This is a genomic window from Lactiplantibacillus mudanjiangensis, assembly GCF_005405385.1.
Classification (GTDB): domain Bacteria; phylum Bacillota; class Bacilli; order Lactobacillales; family Lactobacillaceae; genus Lactiplantibacillus; species Lactiplantibacillus mudanjiangensis.
The window spans coordinates 702,440-725,503 of sequence record NZ_BJDY01000002.1; the positions used below are offsets into that span (position 1 = coordinate 702,440).

19 protein-coding genes are annotated in these 23,064 nt (G+C 43.1%); 1 reads left to right on the forward strand and 18 read right to left on the reverse strand.

What is annotated here, in order from left to right:
• Positions 1 to 33: 33 nt before the first annotated feature.
• The 7 genes from tig to rpsO all read right to left on the reverse strand — a co-directional run bounded on the left by tig (position 34) and on the right by rpsO (position 8,304).
• A complete protein-coding gene (tig, locus tag FFM84_RS04355; protein WP_130843221.1) occupies positions 34 to 1,350 on the reverse strand; it encodes a trigger factor in 1,317 nt (438 codons plus the stop codon).
• A gap of 204 nt (positions 1,351 to 1,554) precedes the next feature.
• On the reverse strand, positions 1,555 to 2,742 hold the full coding sequence (gene tuf / locus FFM84_RS04360) for an elongation factor Tu (RefSeq protein WP_130843220.1): 1,188 nt from the start codon (positions 2,740 to 2,742) through the stop codon (positions 1,555 to 1,557).
• 217 nt (positions 2,743 to 2,959) lie between these two features.
• Positions 2,960 to 3,877, reverse strand: coding sequence for a hypothetical protein (locus FFM84_RS04365; protein ID WP_130843219.1), 918 nt, complete (start codon positions 3,875 to 3,877; stop codon positions 2,960 to 2,962).
• A 70-nt stretch (positions 3,878 to 3,947) separates the two neighbouring features.
• Positions 3,948 to 5,678 (reverse strand): ribonuclease J, encoded by a 1,731-nt coding sequence (locus FFM84_RS04370; protein ID WP_130843218.1) that lies wholly within the window; start codon positions 5,676 to 5,678, stop codon positions 3,948 to 3,950.
• 15 nt (positions 5,679 to 5,693) lie between these two features.
• Positions 5,694 to 6,569: a 4-hydroxy-tetrahydrodipicolinate synthase gene (gene dapA, locus FFM84_RS04375; protein ID WP_130843217.1), complete on the reverse strand. Its 876-nt coding sequence runs from the start codon at positions 6,567 to 6,569 to the stop codon at positions 5,694 to 5,696.
• 124 nt (positions 6,570 to 6,693) lie between these two features.
• Entirely contained in the window at positions 6,694 to 7,899 is a 1,206-nt protein-coding gene (locus FFM84_RS04380; RefSeq protein WP_130843216.1) for an MFS transporter, read from the reverse strand.
• Positions 7,900 to 8,034: 135 nt separating this feature from the next.
• A complete protein-coding gene (gene rpsO / locus FFM84_RS04385) occupies positions 8,035 to 8,304 on the reverse strand; it encodes a 30S ribosomal protein S15 (RefSeq protein ID WP_003639022.1) in 270 nt (89 codons plus the stop codon).
• Positions 8,305 to 8,542: 238 nt separating this feature from the next.
• Here rpsO and rpsT point away from each other — a divergent pair, with 238 nt between their 5' ends.
• Complete coding sequence (gene rpsT, locus FFM84_RS04390) at positions 8,543 to 8,797, forward strand: 30S ribosomal protein S20 (RefSeq protein ID WP_130843215.1); 255 nt, start codon at positions 8,543 to 8,545, stop codon at positions 8,795 to 8,797.
• 96 nt (positions 8,798 to 8,893) lie between these two features.
• Here the strand turns inward: rpsT and holA are convergent, their stop codons facing one another.
• The 11 genes from holA to typA all read right to left on the reverse strand — a co-directional run bounded on the left by holA (position 8,894) and on the right by typA (position 23,040).
• A complete protein-coding gene (holA, locus tag FFM84_RS04395; protein WP_130843214.1) occupies positions 8,894 to 9,916 on the reverse strand; it encodes a DNA polymerase III subunit delta in 1,023 nt (340 codons plus the stop codon).
• The gene (locus FFM84_RS04400; protein WP_130843213.1) at positions 9,894 to 12,182 is read right to left on the reverse strand and encodes a DNA internalization-related competence protein ComEC/Rec2; all 2,289 of its coding nucleotides are present in this window, start codon (positions 12,180 to 12,182) and stop codon (positions 9,894 to 9,896) included. The genes holA and FFM84_RS04400 overlap by 23 nt, the downstream gene beginning before the upstream one ends.
• Entirely contained in the window at positions 12,183 to 12,668 is a 486-nt protein-coding gene (locus FFM84_RS04405) for a ComE operon protein 2 (RefSeq protein ID WP_130843212.1), read from the reverse strand.
• A gap of 53 nt (positions 12,669 to 12,721) precedes the next feature.
• Positions 12,722 to 13,435 (reverse strand): helix-hairpin-helix domain-containing protein, encoded by a 714-nt coding sequence (locus FFM84_RS04410; protein WP_130843211.1) that lies wholly within the window; start codon positions 13,433 to 13,435, stop codon positions 12,722 to 12,724.
• Positions 13,436 to 13,520: 85 nt separating this feature from the next.
• On the reverse strand, positions 13,521 to 14,567 hold the full coding sequence (locus tag FFM84_RS04415) for a SepM family pheromone-processing serine protease (RefSeq protein WP_130843210.1): 1,047 nt from the start codon (positions 14,565 to 14,567) through the stop codon (positions 13,521 to 13,523).
• Complete coding sequence (gene coaD, locus FFM84_RS04420) at positions 14,560 to 15,051, reverse strand: pantetheine-phosphate adenylyltransferase (protein WP_130843209.1); 492 nt, start codon at positions 15,049 to 15,051, stop codon at positions 14,560 to 14,562. Before coaD ends, FFM84_RS04415 begins: the two co-directional genes overlap by 8 nt.
• Positions 15,048 to 15,617, reverse strand: coding sequence for a 16S rRNA (guanine(966)-N(2))-methyltransferase RsmD (gene rsmD / locus FFM84_RS04425; protein WP_130843208.1), 570 nt, complete (start codon positions 15,615 to 15,617; stop codon positions 15,048 to 15,050). The genes coaD and rsmD overlap by 4 nt, the downstream gene beginning before the upstream one ends.
• A 16-nt stretch (positions 15,618 to 15,633) precedes the next feature.
• Positions 15,634 to 15,933 carry a YlbG family protein gene (locus FFM84_RS04430; protein WP_130843207.1) on the reverse strand — a complete coding sequence of 100 codons (300 nt, stop codon included), beginning with the start codon at positions 15,931 to 15,933 and terminating at the stop codon, positions 15,634 to 15,636.
• Positions 15,934 to 16,163: 230 nt separating this feature from the next.
• Positions 16,164 to 19,595, reverse strand: a complete 3,432-nt coding sequence (locus FFM84_RS04435; protein ID WP_130843206.1) for a pyruvate carboxylase — start codon at positions 19,593 to 19,595, stop codon at positions 16,164 to 16,166.
• A gap of 31 nt (positions 19,596 to 19,626) precedes the next feature.
• Positions 19,627 to 20,793 carry an FtsW/RodA/SpoVE family cell cycle protein gene (locus tag FFM84_RS04440; RefSeq protein ID WP_130843884.1) on the reverse strand — a complete coding sequence of 389 codons (1,167 nt, stop codon included), beginning with the start codon at positions 20,791 to 20,793 and terminating at the stop codon, positions 19,627 to 19,629.
• Between the two features lie 411 nt (positions 20,794 to 21,204).
• Positions 21,205 to 23,040 carry a translational GTPase TypA gene (typA, locus tag FFM84_RS04445; protein ID WP_137643804.1) on the reverse strand — a complete coding sequence of 612 codons (1,836 nt, stop codon included), beginning with the start codon at positions 23,038 to 23,040 and terminating at the stop codon, positions 21,205 to 21,207.
• Between the last annotated feature and the right edge of the window lie 24 nt (positions 23,041 to 23,064).

The following is a 23,064-nucleotide window of genomic DNA, read 5'->3' on the forward strand; positions in this document are numbered from 1 at the left end:
CAAGGTCGCTTATCAACACGGTAACAAATTTAATTATTCGTTGTCGTCTTTTTTGTCATCAGCTTTAGCATTTTGCTTAGCCGTGTTGGCAATCATGTCAACAGCTTGGCGAATCGCAATGTCATGTGACAACATGTCATCAGTTAAAGCCCCACGAACAGCGCTTTCTTCCATGTTGTATTGACCAGCTAAGTCTTTAACTTCTGCATCAATTTCATCTTTAGAAGGCTTGATGTCTTCTGCTTCAACGATGGCTTCTAAGACCAAGTTAGTCTTAACCCGACGTTCAGCATCTGCAGCAAATTGCTTGTGCAAATCGTCTTCAGTCGTACCAGTTAATTGATAGTAAGTCTTAGGATCGATACCTTGTTGTTGCATGTTAGCCAAGTATTGATCCATTTGACGATGAATATCGTCTTCCTTCATAGCATCAGGAATAGCTTCGATTTCAGCATTGTCAACGGCTTGGTTTAAAGCTTCGTCTTCAATTGCATCATGAGCAGCTTGGTCCTTTTGTTCTTTAAGTTCTTCCTTGATCTTAGCTTTTAATTCTTCAAGGGTGTCAACATCTTCGTCAACGTCCTTTGCGAATTCGTCGTCTAATTCAGGGAGTTCCTTAGTCTTAACTTCGTGAACTGTAACCTTGAAAGTAGCTTCCTTATCTTGCAAATCTTCTGCTTGATAATCTTTAGGGAAAGTTACCTTAACTTCGGTTTCGTCACCAGCTTTAACACCAACTAATTGGTCTTCAAAACCAGGGATGAATGAATTTGAACCTAATTCAAGAGAATAGTTTTCAGATTCGCCACCTTCAAAAGTTTCGCCATCAACAAAGCCCTTGAAGTCGATAACAACCGTGTCGCCCTTAGCAGCTGGTTGGTCTTCTTTCAAGACTAATTCAGCTTGCTTTTCACGACGTGATTCTAATTCAGCATCAACGTCTTTAGCGTAAACACGCGTGTTTTGACGAGTGACACTAAGTTCTTTGTAGTCGCCTAATTTAACATCAGGTTTAACCGTCACAACGGCTTTTAATACCCAAGCTTGACCTTTTTCCATGCTGTCAACATCGATTTGAGGTTGATCAACTGGTTCGATTTCAGTATCTTTAATCGCTTGTTCGTAAGCTTCTGGAAGCACGATGTTCAAAGCATCTTGATAGAGTGCTTCTTCACCATACATTTGATTGAAGATTTGACGTGGAACCTTACCTTTACGGAAACCAGGTACGTTTAAATTCTTTTTAGTTTGTTGGAAAGCTTTTTCGATTCCTTCTTGGATCTTGTCAGCACCAATTTCGAATGTTAATTCGCCTTGGTTGCCTTCTTTCTTTTCCCACTTTGCAGCCATTGTATTCCCTCCGAAACATTAATTTTTCTACAATTCAAGTCAATTGCATACTTGTTAAGTTTAACCTATCACTTCTATAAAGTAAACCAAATCAACTAAAAAAGCGCTAGATCACTCGTTCTATTGTTAGTTTTCCTAAAAAAAGAGACTTGGAAGAAAACTCCCAAGTCTCTCTTATTTGAAACAATGAAAATCAGTTAGAGATTAGTCATCAATTTCAGAAACGACACCGGCACCGACAGTATGACCACCTTCACGAACCGTGAACTTGGTACCCTTTTCGATGGCAGCTGGTTGAATTAATTCAACAGTAAATGTGACGTTGTCACCAGGCATAACCATTTCAACACCGTCTGGCAATTCGATAACACCAGTGATATCAGTGGTGTGGAAGTAGAATTGTGGACGATAGTTTGAGAAGAATGGCGTATGACGGCCACCTTCTTCTTTACTCAAGATATAAACTTCACCCTTGAACTTCTTGTGAGTTTGGATTGAACCTGGTTGTGCAAGCACTTGGCCACGAACAACTTGTTCACGGTTAACACCACGTAATAACGCACCAACGTTATCGCCGGCTTCACCTAAGTCAAGCGTCTTACGGAACATTTCAAGACCAGTAACAGTTGTCTTCAAAACGTCGTCATGTAAACCAACGATTTCAACTTCGTCACCGACTTTAACAACCCCACGGTCGATACGGCCTGAAGCAACAGTACCACGACCAGTGATTGAGAAGACGTCTTCAACAGGCATCAAGAATGGCTTTTCAGTATCACGAACTGGAGTTGGGATATATTCATCAACAACATCCATCAAGTGTAAGATAACCTTTTCTTGTTCTTCGTCGCCTTCAAGTGCTTTAAGCGCTGAACCACGAATAACAGGAATATCGTCACCAGGGAAATCGTATTCTGAAAGTAATTCACGAACTTCCATTTCAACTAAGTCAACTAATTCGTCATCATCAACAAGATCAGTCTTGTTCAAGAAAACAACGATGTAGTCAACACCAACTTGGCGAGCCAAAAGGATGTGTTCACGCGTTTGTGGCATAGGACCATCAGTTGCGGCAACAACTAAGATAGCACCATCCATTTGAGCGGCACCAGTGATCATGTTCTTAACGTAATCAGCATGTCCTGGGGCATCAATATGCGCGTAATGACGCTTTTCAGTTTCGTATTCAACGTGGGCAGTGTTGATAGTAATACCACGTTCACGTTCTTCAGGAGCAGCATCGATAGAAGCGAAGTCTTGTTCTTTTGCCAAGCCTTTTGATGCCAATACCTTAGTGATTGCTGCAGTTAAAGTCGTTTTCCCATGGTCAACGTGGCCGATAGTACCAATGTTTACATGGGGTTTTGTTCTTTCATAATGTTCTTTTGCCATTAATGAAACCTCCTGTGATTTTCGCAAGAATAATGTCAGCACAAGCAATGCCCTGACAATTCTTTAGTTAATATTATACTACATCCTAGTGAAAAGGCCAAATGTCGCACCCATCACTAAGAATCCTTAAATATTATATATAGTGCCATCTCATTTGTAAACAGATATTATTCAAAAAATTGAATTTTTGTAAGTAAATCCTTATTGCTTTCAATTTTTAACCCAATTCTGCCGTCATTTCTTGAATTTTGAGCTGATTAGCCAACATTTTTTCACCTGCAACCGTCAAATTTTGTGGTGTTACCCCCTGTTGTCGCGCAATTAATAATTTTATCCAAACATCGGCATCCGTAATAATCTTTTCTGGTTGTGGATATAAATACATTAATTGTAATGGCAAAACGGCTTGCAAGTTTTCATATTGACCAGCATCCGTCTGACCGATTGTTGATTGCAACGTCTGATCAAGTTGCTGACTCGTCGCATCTTGACCAATCGCTGGTAGTGTTATTGGCACTATCGTCAGTTCAGTCTGATCGAACCATCGAAATTGTACTGACGTGTCGATGCCAACCGCTCGTAACGTATATAACACTTCAACACGCACCAATTGCGATAAGAACGGATCAACCAATAAGAACTTGGCTGCTGTCAAATACTTAGTTAGTGTCAAATGTTGCGCAGCAGCTAAGCGTGCGGTTTGCTCAGCCACTGGTTGATCTGCTAAATGCATAAATTGTCGCATCGTCACCGTTAATGTTTGGGCCATCGACTGTTCAGCTTGCGCTTCAGCAGTGACTACCTGTTGCTTAGCATCGCTTGCCCATGAAGATTCGGCCTGTTGAGCGGCAACGACAATGATGTGGGCCTTAATAAATTGATGACTGGCTAAAAGAATCGTTAAATAAAGGTTAAAATTAGTGGCAGTCGTCAAGTACGTTGCCTCAAATTCGGCCGCATACGTACTAGCAGCTGTATATTTTTGAGTCTTAGCTAAAGCCGGCACTAATTGTTGATTGATCGCAAATGATTGCTCAGTTTGATACGCCGTTTCAAATAGGCTAGCTGCCTGTGACCAATGACCGGCATTTGCCGCTGTTTGCGCTTGGGTAAGTAGCGCACTAATTGTTGCCATGATGACTTATCCTCCTAAAAACTTAAACTTAGCAAAAAAGCCGGGGGTTAATCCCCGGCTAAACGTGCTTCTATGCTTCAGTTTCCGGCGTTTCAGCTGTACTATCCGCTGGTTTAGCCTTCTTGTGACGTCGATGATGCTGATTAACTTCCATAATAACAGGTAAGATAACCGGATGACGCTTCGTTTGATCCCATAAATAATGGTTCAACTTCTCACGCACGGCTTGCTTCAAATGACCCCAATCAAACTCCTTATTATCTAAGTTAGATTGTACGGTCTCTTTGACCAATTCAGCACTTTCTTGCATCAAATCTTTGCTCGTTTTGACGTACACAAATCCGCGTGACGTAATCTTTGGTGTTGAAATAATCTTTTTCTTCTTCCGGTCAATCGTGACTACTGCCACAAAAATCCCGTCTTCTGATAAGATCTTCCGGTCGCGCAACACAATGTTACCAATGTCGCCCACACCGATCCCGTCAATCATCGTATCGCCAATCTCAATTGAACCAGCCAGGTGCATATCATCGCCATCATAGCGTAATTGATCACCTTTAGCGGCAATAAAAATATGATCCGCTGGAATACCAACTTCTTTGGCGAATTCAGCATGTGAATCCAATAAACGATATTCACCTTGAATTGGAATAAAGTATTTTGGCTTCATAAAGTTCATCATTAACTGTAAATCACGCTTAGTCGCATGACCTGATGAATTCAAATCATCAGCAATCGCCTTAACATCGGCGCCAGCTCGGTAAATCATGTCCCGCGTCTTGGCAACCACCGTTTCCATCGAATGTGATGGTGTGGTCGTAATGAAGACTAAATCGCCAGCTTCGATATTCACCTTGCCTTCTTGCTTGTTGGACATGCGTTGCAACGCTTTGATTGGTTCACCCATTCGACCCGTTTGTAGGATCACTGTTTCAGTTGGTTTGAGTTTACCAATCGATTCCAATGGCACGACAACATTTTCAGGCATCCGTAATTTACCGAGTTTCACTGCCGTCTTAACAATACTCTCAACATCGCCAGGCATTAAAGCCACCTTGCGACCTGATTGTTCAGCTGCATCTAAGACTTGTTGCACACGTAAAATATTGGATGCAACCGAAGCCACAATAATACGACCATTATGATATTTGAACGCTTCTAAAACGTATGACGCAATTTCATGTTCACTAACCGGTTGATCAAAATTTTCAGCACTCGCCGAATCACTCAATAAGGCTAAAACGCCTTTAGAGCCGATTTCAGCTAAACGTGCAAAATCCGTTTGATAGCCTGGCATCGCCGTCTGATCGAACTTAAAATCGCCAGTATAAACGACTTGACCAGCATCTGTTTGTAACACAATTCCCATAGAATCTGGAATTGAATGTGTTGTCCGGAAGAAAGAAACGGTCACACTACCAAAATCAATTTCTGTTTTTTCATCAACAACATGAAAATCATCAAATTTCTTAGCTTTAGGATCTTTTTGCAATTGAATTTTAGCCAATTCAATCGTTAATTCAGAACCAAAAACTGGGACGTTAAATTCATTTAAAAAATATGGTAACGCGCCAATCGCATCAGCATGGCCGTGTGTCAAGAAGACCCCAACAATGCGGTCAGTATTTTCCCGTAAATAACTGAAATCTGGAATCACAATGTCAATTCCAAGTAATTCATTTTCCGGGTATTTTAGCCCACAGTCTAAGATATAGATGTCTTCATCGACTTCGACAGCATACATATTTTTGCCATTTTCGCGAACCCCACCAAAGGGGGTTATTTGAACATTACTACTCAATTATTTCACCTTGATTCATTTAATATTTAATGTTTGATAAAGTTGACGTTCTTGTTCGACCGTTAGCGGCAAGATTGGTAACCGAGGTTCACCCACGGGTTGACCAAGATGGTTCAAGGCCGCCTTAACTGGGGATGGTGATGGGTAGCTGAATAGCGCACTCATCTTAGGCGTTAAATCGCGTTGATATTTGGCAGCCGTTGCAACGTCACCCGTTGCGACCGCTTGAAACATCGCCGTCATTTCATCACCATATACGTGACTGGCAACTGAGATGACACCCGCGCCACCAATTTCTTTAGCGGCTAAGCTTTGGGCATCTTCACCAGTGTAAACGAGAAAATCAGCCGGCGCATTTTCAACCAGCGCACCAAATTCTTCCATCGATGCACATTGCTTGATCCCAATAATATTCGGATTTTTAGCTAGTTCAAGGACAGTATTAACCGCCATCTTGACTACCACTCGTCCAGGAATATTATAAATAATCACTGGTAAACCGCCTTGATCAGCAATCGCGGTAAAATGCGCAATCATCCCAGCTTGATTAGGTTTATTATAGTAAGGGACGACGACTAAAGCCGCATCGATCCCCTTAATTTCACTAACCTTTTTCGTAAAGTCAATCGTTGCTGCAGTATTGTTTGATCCAGTACCTGCGACAATTGGCACCCGACCAGCAACAATTTCAGCGGTCTTCGTAATTAAATGTAATTTTTCTGTTTCCGACAACGTTGGGGCTTCACCGGTAGTGCCACCCACAATTAAGCCTTGGGTCCCATGCGCCAACAAATGTTCGATTAAACTGCTTAAGCGAGCATCATCAATTTGTTGTTGATCGTCAAAGGGCGTCACCATAGCCGTCATTAAATCTACATTTTCAAAGTTCATGTATTAAAACTCCTTATTATCAAATTTTACAAATACCATTGTATTTGTGCCGAATAAGTAACTCTCCTCAGTTTACCACATTTTATGCGAAAGCCATAGCTAGACCACAGTTCTCATCTATCGGCTAGCCGGGGTGCCGTTTCGACCAAAAATAACCACCCCATAAGCTAAATGCCACCAGTTCTAAACCAGCTGTTACCAAAAAGATCGGTGGGTACCCCCAACGATTGGCGATTATGGCCGCTAGTCCTGGTCCAACAACATTTCCCAAAGCTTGGGCTGATTGATTGTAACTAAATACCCGACCAAAAACAGCTCGGGGAATTTTTTGCACCGTTAACATTTGTAAAGCTGGCAATAACGCTGCATCCGCAATCCCCAACACAAATCGTAAGCTCATCAATTGCCAGATTTGCGTCACTTGGCTTGTCAAAAACAAATTAATAATGGCTAAACTGAAAAACCACCCTAAACACGTCGTTGCTCCCCACTTGTCTAGTAATCGGCCAACCCAGCGTGCCATTAAAATGGTGGCTAGTCCCGGTGCAGCCGCAACTAACCCCGTGAGTATAATTAAATCTTGCGGTGAGCCGTTCGACCCTAGTTGCCGAACAAACAAGCTCAAAATAGGCGTACTCGCATTTGTCGTTGCTTGAATCACCAGTAAAGAAGTTAACAAGGCCCCGAAAAATGGCCAGCCAATTTGCTCTAGCACTGGACGTAACGGCGGTAACGCTTGACGAGTAATCGGTGTCACCGTTTCTTGAACGCCCCACCAAGTTAGACCAAAGACACCACTCATTAAAAGACCCGTAATCAAAAAAGCCCCCCGATACCCAACGGTGCTAGCCAGGCCGCTACCAATCAGCGGCCCTAACAACGTACCAATAATACTACCGGTGACTAATTTACTTAACCATTGTCCACGGCTATCAGCCGGAGCTGTCAATGAAATCAAGGCGTTGGCATTATTGATGTATCCAGAAAAGGCCCCTTGCAACGCTCGCATCAACAACAAAACACCAACATTGGGCGCTAGGCCAACCCCAATAATGGTTAGCGTCATGATTCCCGATGCTCGTAAACACATCAATTTACGGCCTTTGCGATCAGCCAGTCGGCCCCACAATGGCGCCGCAATGGCCTTACATGCATAAGTAATGGCAAACGCGAATGCGCCTAAACTATTTAGCTGGCTAGTCGTAAAATGTCCCAACGTATTAATATAAAGCACAATAAACGGTAACGTCATCGCATTACCCAATTCCGTAATTAAACTGCCGACCCACAGCACACGAAAATTCCGTGTTAATGGTGTTGTCACTAACATATCAATCGCTCCTTTAAACTAATAAGTCTAGGATAGCGAACGACTGTTTGTATCATGTAAATAGTATGTATAGTTTTCGTAATTTATATTTGGGTATAAAAAAAGCCGCCAACTGGCAGCTTTTGAAAATCAATATTAACGACGAAGACCAAGACTTTGGATTAAGTCACGGTAACGGTTAACGTCTTCTTTACGTAAGTAAGCTAACAAGTTACGACGATGACCAATTTTCTTCATCAACCCACGTTGTGAATGAAAATCCTTCTTGTGAACACGTAAATGTTCGTTTAATTCGTTGATGTCTTCAGTTAAAACTGCAACTTGAACTTCAACTGAACCAGTATCGCCTTCGTGACGGGCATACTTATTAATAAGTTCCGTCTTCTTTTCGCGTGAAATTGCCATGTGTATCAACCACCTTTCAATTAATTGCCCTAAACTGAGTAAATCGTTGGTGGTGCTCGATAAACTAAGTAAAGGGTTGCTGAACACTTGATATAGTTTAGCAAACTCCCTTTTAAAAAGCAAGCTTGAGACCATATCAAGATAAATCACTTTACACATAACGGTTGCAATCAGACCGGGGCTTATGTATAATAGCATTTGTTGAAAAAAAGTTGGTCCTTGATGGAGGTGAAACTTAATGCCAATTATCAAATCCGCTATTGAACGCGTGAAAACAAACAATAAAGCAAATGCCCGGAACACTGCACAAATGAGTGCAATGCGGACTGCTGTTAAAAAATTCGAAAATGCTAAAACTACCGGCGCCGAAGACGTCGATGCTTTATACTTAGCAGCTGTAAGTGCTGTTGACAAAGCTGCTTCTAAAGGGCTTATCAAACGTAACAAGGCTTCCCGTGACAAGTCACGGATGGCTGCTCGTTACGCTAAGTAATGTGCATTGCGACTCCCGAGCATCTGCTTAGGAGTTTTTTAATACAAAAAAGAAGCTTGGCAACCCTTGAGGACTTGCCAAGCTTCTTTTTTGTCATTAACGAACTTTAGCTGCTCGTCGGTCATTTACAAATTGGACCATGAATAACTCGAATAACAATTCTGGATCACGTTGCGTCGTTTTCATTTGAACCTCAGTTTGTAACAGGCCTAAATAAGCCGCTCGTAAAGCTGCCTGATTAAATTGCCGTACAGTTTGCATCGCCAGCTTCACCCGATATGGATGCACCTTTAACGTGCTAGCTAGACTGCCTTGACTATAACCGGCACGTTCTAGAATTTTCACCTGCAATAATAATCGGAACTGACCCAATAAAATCGCATTGATTTTCAGAGGCGCTTCTTGGGCCGTCACTAACTCATGATACAATTCCACTGCCGCTTGAGTTTGATAACGTAAAACGTCATTAACCAAGTCAAAAACATTTTGGGTCAATGACTTTGTTACCAACGCATCAACCGCCGCCAAATCAATTCGGCGGGATTGAGCGGCATAAATCATTAGTTTGGGCAATTGTGTCATAATCAACCCTAACTGACCATCTGTCCGACTCATGAGTTCTTGAAAAGCAGCCGGTTCAATGGATAATTGTTGTTTTTGTAAAGCGGCCTGCACGTATTCTTGAGTCTCACGTTCAGTCACTTGATTGACTTCAATCATCGCGGCCTGTTTCTTTAACGTTTTAACTAATTTTTTTCGCGCATCCAACTTTTCATACGGTGCCATCAACACTAAAATAGTCGCCGGTTCTGGTTGCTCAAAATAACGTTGTAGTGCCTCTAAATCATGATCGATCTTATTTTTTTGATTATCTCCCGTTAAAAAATAAGGATGATTAATAAAAACTAACCGACGCTCCCCAAAAAATGGTGCCGACATCGCATCATCTAAAGCCACCGCCACCGGTGTTGTTTCCATATCATAACTCCCAACATTCATCGTCTGTTCTTCAGTCGGAATTAATTTTAAAAATTGTTGTTTCAATTGATCGGCTAAGTAATCTACCGTTCCTAAAACCACATAAACTGATTTCACTTTATCGGCTTGCAGTTCCTGCATCGCTTGCTGCGCGTTGATAAAAATTACCTTCCTTCAAAAAAGTCTCCCAATAGCCGGCAGTCCCCCAACCATAATGGTACGAAATCATGCCTTGTAACGCCGTTGAATAATTTAAAATTCCCTGTTGCTGTAATGTTTGCAGCGTTTCTAGATTTGGGTGACCATAGCGATTGTGACGACCGGCAGAAATGATGCCTCGTTGAACGCCCCATTGTTTTAACATTTGAGGATCAGAGGATGTTTTGCTGCCATGATGGCCTAATTTTAACACATCAGCCTTCAAATCCGGATACCGTTTCCCAATCGCCCGTTCGCCCGCGCGATCCAAATCACCAGTAAACATAAATTGATGTTGACCAAAGTGTCCGGTTAAAACTAGTGAATCACCATTTTCTGCAGCACCGGGCTGAAATGGATGAATTGCTGTCAATCCAGCCGGAAATTGCTGTCCAGCAAGGGCCTCGACGACTTTAACTGGTCGCGACGTTGCTTGTAATAATTTCTGAAATTTCGGTAACGCCGCCATTCCTGCTGGCACAACCACTTGCTTAACTCGGATCAACGTCAACAAGTCGCCAAAATCACCAATATGATCAACATCTTTATGTGATAAATAAACGGTGTCGATTTGGCTAATGCCCAAGCGATGTAAATAATTAACCGTAATCGTGGCTACCCGAGGACGCGGTTGATTGTCAGCCGCCCAAGCCGGTGTTGGCAAGTGTAATCGGCCACCCGTATCAATTAAGCTAACGGTGCGATTAAACGGTTCACGAATTAAGATGGAATCTCCTTGGCCGATATCAATAAACTGAACCGCGCCTTGTAGCGGCCAGCGTCGACCTAAGATGAGCCCTGTGTAACCTAGAATTAAACTTCGCCACAGCCATGTAGTGGGCTGCTTTAGCAACCACAACGTAATCAAGGCTAAGCTCCACGCCAACCAAGCTGGCGGCTGACCAACTGTCATCAACCCTGGCAATTGGCCAACCCAGTTGAGACCAGCCTGAAAATGAGCTAGGCCCCAATCACAAAATTGGGCAACTGCCGGTAAAAACGGTCCAACCGCTGCACCCAACATTGTGAGTGGCAACAAAATCCAGCTAAAAATGTGGCCAATCGCTAAGTTCACGACAATTGTTAGCAAATGCCACTGCGCAGTTGCGACTAAAATCACCGGTAATCCGATTAATTGCACCCACAAGCTCAGTCGCCAAGTTGGCATGGCTGGCACCAAAATCAACAGTAAGGCTAGACCATAACTTAATTGTCCACCTAATGACAGTAAAACTAGCGGATTCAACGTAATGCCCACCATTAACGCAACACTCCAACCAGTCAAGGTAAGACTTCGACGACCAGTCAGCCATTGCCATAACAGTGGTAACCAGGCCGTTAAAACAGCTCGTTGTAAGCTGTCCGCTCCTCCACCGAGCACGAGGTACAGCGGCAATAGTCCCAGCAGCCAATAATTAATCGCCATTTGGCTCAAATGAGCACGAATTAAAACCCATTTGAGCATCCCCATTAATAAAATGACATGCATACCTGACAAGCTGAATAAGTGTAATAAACCGAGTTGTTGTACCGCCGTCATTTCCGTCCGAAATTCATTAGGACGCCCACCAACTAATAAACTAATCGCATACAACCTCAATGTTGCCGGTAATTGATTCATGGTCACTATAAACTGTTGACGTTGATGATGTAGCCAATCGATCAGCCAACCCCAGCCATGCCGTGGGGCCAATTGCAATTTAGTCACCGAGCTAATCATGACTTGTCGTTGGATTCCTTGGCTACGATAATAAGCTGGTGCATCAAATTGTCCCGGATTCGTTGGCGGTGGTACTGGTGATAATTCGCCTTGGACTTGCCAACGAGTTCGGTGTGTTAACGTGGCCAATTGTTGCTTTTCGATGGCAGATTGCAAGCGCCCATAACCGATCACCCGCCCCTGCTCACTATGACCAACAAGTTGATACTGGCTACCTTTGACGTTAATTTCATCTGGCTGAACCGTCATCGTCATTGCGGTACGAATTGGCACGGTACGGGTCACCTGTTGAAATTGCCACTGCTGCCAGCTTAACCAACCTGCCATGACCAAGGTGAGACCAAAAACTAAGTACCATGTCAGTCGATCACTTAATAACCATACCCGTAACAGCCACAAACACAATAATCCAGCAGCAAGCCACTGTTGACCAATCAACCAACTGCTTAACAGGCCACAGCTAATCGCCGCAAAAAAGCCGCGCGACACCTAGTTTCGGTTCAGTAAAATTTGATCTAGCCTTAATTCATTTAAATCGGCTTGATCAAATTCAACTTGTTGTAGCGCAACTGCTTTTCGTTTAATCAAAGACATTGCATAATCATCATTATGATAATTGCGTAAATAATGAATCTTCGTAATCCCAGCTTGTAATAACATCTTAGTACATTGTAAACATGGAAAATCTGTGACATAGATTTCAGCACCGTCCGTAGCCGCGCCAAACTTTGCACATTGCAAAATGGCATTCATTTCAGCATGAATCGTTCGCATGCAATGCCCATCAACTAAATAACAACCTTCATCGATGCAATGGACGTCACCAGAAACCGACCCATTATAACCACCGGCAATGATCCGTTTGTCACGAACAATCGTGGCCCCTACCGATAACCGTTCACAAGTACTTCGCGTGGACAATAATACCGCCTGCATCATAAAATACTGATCCCATGGAATTCGTTGATCTTTCATTATTTTTGCCTCGCTTTCAATAGCAGTAGTATACCAAATTGTCAGTAGTCCGACTAGACCGTCAACTGACTTCGAAATTTTTCTAACGTCTTATCACCAATTCCCGACACTTGTTTCAAATCGTCAACCGTTTTAAAACCATCATGACTATCACGATATTCAATAATTTTTTCGGCCTTCTTTTGCCCAACACCGGCTAACTTTTGTAATTCCGTGACATCAGCAGTATTTAAGTTAATCTGGGCACCACTGTCACCACCAGTCGATTTAGTGCCGCCAGTTGAACCACCGGTACTACTGGCGGCCGATTGACTAGCAACTGGCTTTTTGGTCTCCCCTTTTTCAGGCACATAGATTACTTGTTGATCAGTCACTTTTTCAGCTAAATTCACTTGCAAGCGATCAGCTTTAGGTCGTAAGCCTTTCGCCAAAGCGATGACGTCAGCCACTCGCATTTGGGCTTTAACTTGATAAATTCCCGGTTGTTTAACCGCCCCTTTCACATCGACATACATCGGTCCAGACGTGCTAGCTGCCTGCGTATGACTGACCTGCTGACGACTCCCACTGGTTTGCGTACCACTGTACGATTGCCGGCCACTAGTCATCGTTTGACTTGTCGCAATTGCTGGCACTGCTGGGTCACTGACAGGCTTTTTTAATAAACCGATAACAACCACTACACCGACTAGCAATAACCCACTGCCACCGATGATCAACGCCCAACGTTGGTGCGTTTTAAGCCAAGCTAATAGATTGGTTTCCATTAATTTTAACCACCCTTTCACTCGTTAACTACGCAGTTTGACATCCATCTCAACAAAAAAGATTTAAACCAATCGGCTTAAATCTTTAATGGGTTTTCAAATAATGAACGGCTTGCTTAAAAGTAGTCACCGGGACCACTTTCATTTTGGGTGCATATTTTTTAGCGGTTGCTTTCGCTAATTGATAATTGGTCTGATGATCCACTTCTAAAGCCAACAACGCTTTGGTCGGTTTCACATATGGCGCAAAGAAAATCGTAGCACCGGCCTTTTTGGCAGCGATGATCTTTTTATCAATCCCACCGATTTCACCAACTGCACCAGTCGCATCAATGGTGCCAGTACCGGCAATCTTACGGCCACGACGCAAGTTTTGATTAGTCAGCTGCTGATAAATTTGTAGACTAAACATCAATCCTGCCGATGGGCCGCCGATGTCACCCGGATCAACTTTCACTGGAATTTTAGTGGTTACTTTGACATTATCCGTTAAAGTGACTCCGATTCCCGCTCGTTTTTTGGTTATCTTGATCAGTGGTGCCGTTTTCGTATAGGTCCGGCCATTGCGCCGATAGGTCACTTTAACCACCTTACCGATGCCTTGCTTAGCCAAGTACCGTTGATACCCTTGGGCGCTCTTAAAATGATGACCATTAATTTTGGTCACCGTATCGCCGACTTTGATGGCCGACTTAAATTTCGATTTGCTACTAACTTCTAACACATAGATACCTTGATAAATCTTATGATACTGGGCGTGCGCCGCTTGATAAGCAGTTGCAATCGCCTCATTCGTCGCGCTACGCATATAAAAAGTTTGCACTTTGTTATAGGTTGCATCGTCTTGACCGCCCGTCACTGACTGCGCTGAGACCACTGAATAATGTGGATTCAGCTGCGCATACAACCACGTAATCGGTCGTGCAGGCGCCATCAGAACCGACGTCAACATGAATTTACCCGAACGTTTATCTGGATGACCCTTAATGGTCACAAACGATTTCAAGTTGTTTGCGCCGCCAGGTCCCTCGATATAATAAGGCAATGGCACCAAAAACAACGCCAATACCACAATAACTGCCACAACAGCCAACCAGTAATGTCGTAATAGCTTGGTTATCCGACTAACCATTTGACTGTTCCTGCAATCTTGTCAATAATTTCTCAGCAACCGCTGTAGGCACATACGTTGTGATATCCGCACCCATTTTAGCCACTTCTTTGATGAGACTAGACGAGAAATAGGCATATGGCGGTCGAGCCAATAAACACACGGTTTCAACATCAGCGTTTAAAGACTGATTCATCCAAGCGATATCTCGTTCGTAGCCAAAATCTTGTTCATTTCGCAAACCACGTACTAACGCCGTTGCGCCAACTTGACTCATAAAATCAACCGTCAACCCCGTGGCCGCCTTAACTTCAACGTTGCTTAACTGAGCCACTTCAGCCTGAATCATCGCCACTTTTTCTGACGTGGTAAACAACGGTTGTTTACTCGTATTAACCATTACAGCCACAATCAGGTGATCAAATAACCGGCTAGCACGCTTAATTAAATCTAGGTGACCACGTGTGATCGGATCAAAACTGCCTGGAAAAACCGCCGTTGTCATGCCAACGCCTCCGTTTCCTGTTTTTGATAAACCGTAATCACGGTAATCCCATAATCTTGTTGTCGGGTCATTTTAAAACCAGGAATATCATCCGCTAATTGAGCATTGGTATCCGTTTCACAGATCACCCGACAGTCTGGATTCAGTAATCCTAATTCTTGGCATTTTAAAATATCAGCCACAATTTTTTGTTTCGCATATGGTGGATCTAAAAACAACAAGTCAAATCGCTGTTTTTGACTCGCTAACCGATCTAATGTCCGTTCGGCGTCACCCTTAATAACCGTAAACCGATCGGCCGCCTTGGTCACCACGATATTATCATTAATGGTTTTAATCGCTTGATATTGCCGGTCAATCAACACAGCATGATCCACACCGCGAGAAACGGCTTCAATACTTAAACCACCACTACCAGCAAACATATCCAATGACTGGCCACCATCAAAATAAGGGCCAATAATATTAAATAAGGCTTCTTTAACTTTATCCGTGGTAGGTCGCGTCTGCATCCCTGGTACCGCTTTTAAACGACGACCACCAAAATCACCTGCTACAATTCGCATCTCTTAGTCACCAACTTTAATCATCATCATCTTCGTCATTGATTCCGTCTTCTGGTTTAAAGAAGCCCCGATCAACCCGTTCACCAAAGTTCATATCAACATCCGGCCGATAAGATGGTTCAACTCGGCGGACAAAACCTAATCTTTTTAACTTAGCCGTCGCTGTGTTCACTTGATTCTCATCCATGTATAACACAACATAGCGTCCTTTGCGCGATTGATATTGAATCGACCCAAAGCGTTTTAATTGGCGTACCTGCTTCATCGAATGTAAATAAACAATCAGGGCGCGGCGTGGTTTGACGGTAAATTCCATCGGACTGCCACCTCTTTCTACTATCTTTTAAATGTTAGGCTAGATTGGTAAATTCGTCAACTAAAAAAAGAGTGTGACCAACGGTGGGTTGCGACTGAGCATCGCCTAGAAAGACAATTGATTGTGCATTTTCAATCAGTTGTCTTTCGTAGCGAAGCGGAAGTCGCAGCCGTTGGTCACACGTTTCAACAAAAAAGAAGCCTAGGGTTATCCCTAAGCTTCTCAAATCACTACTGTGGTGTAATTTCGATTAACAAGTCATCCGTTTGAATAACATCGCCGCCACTCACATAAATATGTTCAACGAGTCCAGCCGTCGGTGCTTGAATCGTGGTTTCCATCTTCATCGCTTCCGTGACAATCAATGGTTGCCCCTTCTTAACCGTGTCACCCTTCTTAACTAACAGCTTCAAAACAGAGCCACTCATCGTTGCACCAACTTCATTTTCGTTCGTTGGTTCCGCTTTACGAGTACTAGAAGCCGTTTGATGGACGGCATTATCTTTAATCGTAATTTCTTGATTTTGACCGTTAATGCTGAAGTACAACGTCCGAATCCCATCAACATCAGGATCACTCAATTGGTTCAACTTCACAATCATGGTCTTGCCTTTAGCCAATTCAATATTGACTGTTTCACCTAACCGCATCCCTTGGAAGAATGTTGGGGTATCTAGCAACGACACGTGACCATATTGTTTGTGTTGAGCTTGATAGTCCAAGAAAACTTTTGGATAAAGCAGATAGCTCAAGACTTCTTGATGATTAGGTTCATGCCCAATTAACTTAGCTAATTCGGCCTTAGTCGCTTCAAAGTCAGCCGGCTTAGCCAAACTCCCTGGCCGGACCGTTAATGGTTTGCGATCCTTCAAAATAATCTTTTGTAACTTCTTCGGGAAACCACCAACGGGTTGTCCAATATTACCGGCAAAGAAATTAATGACTGATTCAGGGAAATCAAGCTTAGCGCCATGATCTAAGACAGCTTCTGGCGTTAATTTATTTTCCATCATGAATAAAGCCATATCACCCACAACTTTAGAACTTGGCGTTACCTTAATGATATCGCCAAATAAATCGTTCACCGTCGCGTACATGTCTTTAACATCTTCCCAACGATCACCTAAACCAACCGCTTTTGCTTGTTGTTGCAAGTTCGAATATTGTCCACCCGGCATTTGGGTTTGATAAATATCCGTTTGTGGCCCAGTCATCCCATTTGAAAAGTCTTGGTAATAAGGACGAACACCTTGCCAATAGCGATTAATCGCTTCAACGTTATTAATATCAACTTGTGGCTGACGTTCATTATGTGCCAAGGCATAATACAATGAACTCATCGATGGTTGACTCGTTGTCCCAGACAAGGCACTTGCGGCCACATCCACCACGTCAACTCCAGCTGCAACCGCGCGGGCATACGTAAAGATCCCGTTACCAGTCGTATCATGTGTATGCAAATGTACTGGCACATCTAAAGCGTCTTTTAAAGTTGACACGAGCTCATAAGCGCCTTCTGGTTTCAAGACCCCAGCCATATCCTTAATCGCAATAATATCGGCACCAGTCGACTGCAAGTCTAAGGCCAATTGTTTATAGTAAGCCAAGTCATATTTTTGTCGACTTGGGTCCATAATATCGCCAGTATAACAAATGGTCCCTTCAGCAATCTTACCGGTTTCCTTAACGGCTTGGATGCTCTTTTCCATTTGTGGGACCCAGTTTAAGCTATCAAAGATCCGGAAAACATCAATCCCACTTTGGGCGGCTTCCAAGATAAACTCACGAATCACATTATCGGGATAATTTTGATAACCAACCGCATTACTCCCACGGAATAACATTTGGAATAAGGTCCGTGGCATTGCTTCACGTAATTTCTTCAACCGATCCCAAGGGTTTTCGTTTAAGAATCGATAGGCCACGTCAAAGGTCGCCCCGCCCCACATTTCGTAGGAGAACAATTGTGGTAAAGCCTTTTGTGAGGCCTCGGCTACAGCCAACATATCCTTAGTCCGCATCCGGGTCGCAAATAAGCTTTGATGCGCATCACGCATAGTGGTATCAGTAAGCAAAACATCTTTGCGCGCCAATAGCCAACTTTGTAAGCCAGCCACACCATCATGATCTAAAACATCTTTAGCGGTCACAATCTTTTTATCAATTGTTTTAAACGTATCGTGAAATTCAACATCTGGATAATATTTCTTAGAATGTTGGGCCACGTCCGCAAAACCATTGACGGTGACATTCCCAATGTACTTCAACATCTTGTCTTCTTGTTGCGTATCATCTGGGAACTTAAAGAGTGCTGGATTTTGATCGATAAAACGCGTGCTGGCAGCCCCCGCTTGGAACGTTGGGTCATCAATCACGTTCAACATAAATGGGATGTTGGTTTTAACGCCACGAATATCAAATTCCGTCAATACCCGCCGCATTTTGTGCACCGCAGCCTTGAAATTCCGGGCTACAACACACGCTTTAACTAATAACGAGTCAAAGTATGGCGTGACAATCGCACCAGAATACGTGTTACCGGCATCAAGCCGCACACCATTACCACCTGGAGACCGGTACGTTTCAATTCGACCAGTATCTGGCATAAAGTCATTAGCCGGATCTTCTGTCGTCACCCGGCATTGAATCGCCGCACCTTTATAAGTGAGCGCGTCTTGATGTGGCAAGTGCAAGTCTTCAAATAAGTCGCCACCTTGAGCGATCTTCAACTGGGCATGCACAATATCAATTTCAGTAATCATTTCGGTCACAGTATGTTCCACTTGAACCCGTGGATTGACTTCCATGAAGTAGAATTGATCGCCTTCGACCAAGAATTCGACCGTAGCGGCATTCACATAATGTACACTCTTCATGAGATCGACCGCTGCATTACAAATTTTTTCCCGTAATTCAATTGGCAACGAGACAGCCGGCGCAAATTCAATGACTTTTTGGTTCCGCCGCTGCACTGAACAATCACGTTCAAATAAGTGCATGACGTTGCCGTGGGTGTCCCCTAAAATTTGAACTTCAATATGCTTTGGATGGGCAATAAATTTTTCTAAGTAAATTTCGTCATCACCAAATGATTGCATGGCTTCCGACCGAGCCCGATCAAAAGCTTCTTGCAGTTCGGACGCTTCGCGAACAATTCGCATCCCACGACCGCCACCACCCATGGCTGCTTTGATCATAATTGGGAAACCATATTTTTTGGTGAAGTCTAGTGCTTCATTAAGGCTCTTAACCGGATGCAAGGTACTAGGAATCGTTTGCACACCAGCATCTTGAGCCACTTTTTTGGCCGTAATCTTATCACCAAACATCTCCAGATGTTCTGGCGTTGGCCCAACAAAGGTTAACCCTTCTTCGGCACAACGACGTGCAAACGTTGCATTTTCAGCTAAAAATCCATAACCAGGATGGATCGCATCAACCTGATTTTCTTTGGCAATACGAATAATATCTTCAATATCTAAGTACGCGGCAATCGGTGCTCGGCCTTCACCAACTAAATAAGCTTCATCGGCCTTAAACCGGTGCACAGAAAATTCATCTTCTTTGGCATAAATCGCCACGGTCTGCATGCCAAGTTCATGACAAGCCCGGATCACCCGCGTTGCAATTTCACCACGGTTAGCAATTAATACTTTTTTCACCAGAATTCCCTCATTTCCTCATTAGACTCGCTTAACTTTCTTGCCGTACAGCGGTTAAACGTTGCCGTTTTTCACGAGCAGCAACATTCAACACTAACCCTAGAGATAGCGTTAAAACCATCATACTGGAGCCCCCATAACTGATAAATGGGAAAGTAACCCCGGTAATTGGAATCAACCCAACAACCCCACCAATATTAATAAATGCCTGAATAGTCAAATAAGCGGCTACTCCGTAACAAACCAATGTATTAAACGTGCTTTGTGACCGAACGCCAATATAGATCACCCGAATCACAATCACGGCTAGCAACACCATAATCAGTAAAACGCCAATTAAACCGAGTTCTTCGGCCGTAATCGACATAATAAAATCGGTATTTGGTTCTGGTAAATAGCCCCGTTTCTGGATACTATTACCAATACCAACGCCCATCAAACCGCCATTAGAGATCGCATAGTAGGAATTTACCAACTGGGTCCCATCCCCTGAAGCCGTTGTAAATGGATTCAAAAATCCCACAAAACGACGTAACTGATAATAATGCGATAGGATATTTTTTGGCAAATGACTAATCAAGGGAACTAACACCCATTCAAAGCCAACGACTGCGGCTGCAAATGACCCAACACCAACAAGATAAGACATCCCGCTGGCAAATAGAACCACTGCCGCAATGACCAAGTTAATCGTCGCGCCACCGATATCCGGTTGGATCACGATTAAGAGAATCATAACACCCACTAAAACCAATTGTGAGTTTAAATCTCTCAACTTAACAACCCCTAACTGTTGCTCGCGTCGTTCAACGATCGCAGCTAAGTAAACAATCAAGAAAACCTTACAGAACTCCGCCGGTTGAATCGATACCGGTCCCAACACAATCCAACCAGCTGCCCCATTAATGGACTGTCCAAAGAGCCTTAGCAAGGTGAGCACACCGAGCATTAGCACGCCGAGCATGCTCCAAAAACCAAGCTGCTTAAAGAACTGTAAGTTGATGGCTAGTACAAATAATGTGATCATCAAACCGACCACGACCCAGACAAGCTGCCGAATTAGGTAACCAGTTGGAGATGACCCATTACTAGTTGCCACATAGGAACTCGCCGAATATACCATGACGATTCCAATTCCACTTAAAACTAAATACGGTATAAAAATACCATAATCTAGGTAACGGGCTTGCCGATAAATGGCCTTAAACATGACCTGTAAATCCCTCCATCCAGCATTAACCATTGCACATGTGGTGCACCATTAATTAATGGTCTTAATAAAACTTGCTTGCAATAATTATAGCATAGTCCAATTTGTTCTATCATGTGAAATTATTAATTTGCGATTAGTTTTTAATCATATTAAATTTCAGTTTCATCACTATCAGCACTTATATCATCGAGTTTTCTGGCTATCACTAAGGTAGTTTCATTTCCGTCGTTTGATCTCGCTCTCATTTACAATGATATATTAGTGATGATTTTCTTGATTGCTACTAAGTCAATTGGCACTTCGTGAATTAACATTCAATTTCGGTCTCAATTAACGCAAAAAAAGTTCGACCAATTGAATGGCCGAGCTTTTCTTGAGTAACTTTTTTATTAACGCTTAGTTACGCTTACGTTTCTTTGCTTCTTTTTCACGGAGACCTGTGTTCAAGATTTGCTTCCGTAAACGAACATGTTCTGGCGTGATTTCACAGTATTCATCTTCGTTGATGAATTCCAATGATTCTTCTAGTGACATCTTCCGAGGGCTCTTAACCTTGGCAATATCTTCAGAACCAGCAGCCCGAACGTTAGTTTGATTACGTCCACGCGTAATGTTTACTGAGATATCATTTTCACGGCTATTTTCACCAATGATCATCCCTTCGTAAACTTCAGTACCGGCATCAGTAAAGATAGTCCCACGATCTTGCACGGCCATGATAGCATACGTTGTAACCTTACCAGCATTGATTGAAACCAAAGTCCCCTTGTGACGACCTGGGTTCCAGTTCTTGATAACTGGCATGTACTTAGAGAAGGTATGGTTCATGATTCCGTAACCACGTGTTAAGGATAAGAATTCAGTTGAGTAACCGATTAAACCACGTGAAGGCGCAATGAAAGTTAACCGAGTTTGGTTATTCCCAGTACTTTCCATGTTGGTCATTTCACCTTTACGTTGTGACAACGTATCGATAATTGAACCAGTATATTCTTCAGGTGTATCGATTTGAACTGATTCGAATGGTTCGCAGCGTTCGCCATCAACATCACGATAGATAACTTCTGGACGAGATGCTTGTAATTCATAACCTTCACGCCGTAACGTTTCGATTAAGATTGACAAATGCAATTCCCCACGACCAGAAACAACCCATGATCCAGGTAAATCAGTATCATCAACACGTAATGACACATCAGTTTCCAATTCAGACTTCAAACGAAGTTCCAATTGACGGGCCGTCACAAACTTCCCATCTTGACCAGCAAATGGTGATGTGTTGGTCCCAAAGGTCATTTGTAAGGTTGGTTTGTCAATCCGTAAGATTGGTAAGGCTTCTGGTGTCGTTGAATCAGCAACTGTTTCACCAACGTTGATGTCTTCCATCCCAGAAACGGCAACCAAGTCACCGGCTTTGGCTTCATTGATTTCCAAACGTTGTAAACCGAAGAACCCAAATAACTTGGTAACCCGGTAGTTTTTCTTAGTCCCATCAAGCTTCATGACAGAAACACTGTCACCAACTTTGATCGTCCCACGGAAGACCCGACCAATACCAACACGACCAACATAATCGTTGTAATCGAGCATGGCAACTTGGAATTGTAATGGTTCGTCAGAGTTGTCAATTGGTGATGGGATCGTCTTTAAGATCGTGTCAAAAACAGGCACCATTGTGTGTTCTTGTTTTGCAGGATCTGAATCATAACTAGATGTCCCGTTTAACGCAGAAGCGTAAACAACTGGGAAGTCCAATTGAGATTCGTCCGCACCCAATTCGATGAACAAGTCTAAGACTTCGTCCACAACTTCTTCAGGACGTGAGCCTGGGCGGTCAATCTTGTTAATAACCACGATTGGGGTTAAATGTTGTTCCAAAGCTTTCTTCAAAACGAACCGCGTTTGTGGCATCGTTCCTTCCAAAGCATCAACAACTAACAAGACACCATCAACCATGCGCATGATTCGTTCAACTTCACCACCGAAGTCAGCATGTCCTGGTGTATCCAAGATGTTGATTTGTTTGTCGCCGTAACGAACGGCCGTGTTCTTAGAAAGGATCGTGATACCGCGTTCCTTTTCAATTGCATTAGTGTCCATGGCCCGATCATCAAGCTGGACGTGTTCATCAAGGGTATCCGATTGCTTAAGCATTTCGTTAACTAACGTTGTTTTACCGTGGTCAACATGGGCAATAATGGCAATGTTGCGGATATCATCTCTAAATTTCAAAATTGATCTTCCTTTCATTCTTCC

Coding starts and splice junctions, on each gene's coding strand:
- dapA (WP_130843217.1), bottom strand. CDS start 6,569: ATGAACTTTGAAAATGTAGATTTAATGACGGCTATGGTGACGCCCTTT.
- holA (WP_130843214.1), bottom strand. CDS start 9,916: ATGCAGGAACTGCAAGCCGATAAAGTGAAATCAGTTTATGTGGTTTTA.
- FFM84_RS04380 (WP_130843216.1), bottom strand. CDS start 7,899: ATGTTAGTGACAACACCATTAACACGGAATTTTCGTGTGCTGTGGGTC.
- FFM84_RS04410 (WP_130843211.1), bottom strand. CDS start 13,435: ATGGAAACCAATCTATTAGCTTGGCTTAAAACGCACCAACGTTGGGCG.
- rsmD (WP_130843208.1), bottom strand. CDS start 15,617: ATGCGAATTGTAGCAGGTGATTTTGGTGGTCGTCGTTTAAAAGCGGTA.
- FFM84_RS04415 (WP_130843210.1), bottom strand. CDS start 14,567: ATGGTTAGTCGGATAACCAAGCTATTACGACATTACTGGTTGGCTGTT.
- FFM84_RS04430 (WP_130843207.1), bottom strand. CDS start 15,933: ATGGAATTTACCGTCAAACCACGCCGCGCCCTGATTGTTTATTTACAT.
- tuf (WP_130843220.1), bottom strand. CDS start 2,742: ATGGCAAAAGAACATTATGAAAGAACAAAACCCCATGTAAACATTGGT.
- rpsT (WP_130843215.1), top strand. CDS start 8,543: ATGCCAATTATCAAATCCGCTATTGAACGCGTGAAAACAAACAATAAA.
- tig (WP_130843221.1), bottom strand. CDS start 1,350: ATGGCTGCAAAGTGGGAAAAGAAAGAAGGCAACCAAGGCGAATTAACA.
- FFM84_RS04405 (WP_130843212.1), bottom strand. CDS start 12,668: ATGAAAGATCAACGAATTCCATGGGATCAGTATTTTATGATGCAGGCG.
- rpsO (WP_003639022.1), bottom strand. CDS start 8,304: ATGGCAATTTCACGCGAAAAGAAGACGGAACTTATTAATAAGTATGCC.
- FFM84_RS04365 (WP_130843219.1), bottom strand. CDS start 3,877: ATGGCAACAATTAGTGCGCTACTTACCCAAGCGCAAACAGCGGCAAAT.
- coaD (WP_130843209.1), bottom strand. CDS start 15,051: ATGACAACGGCGGTTTTTCCAGGCAGTTTTGATCCGATCACACGTGGT.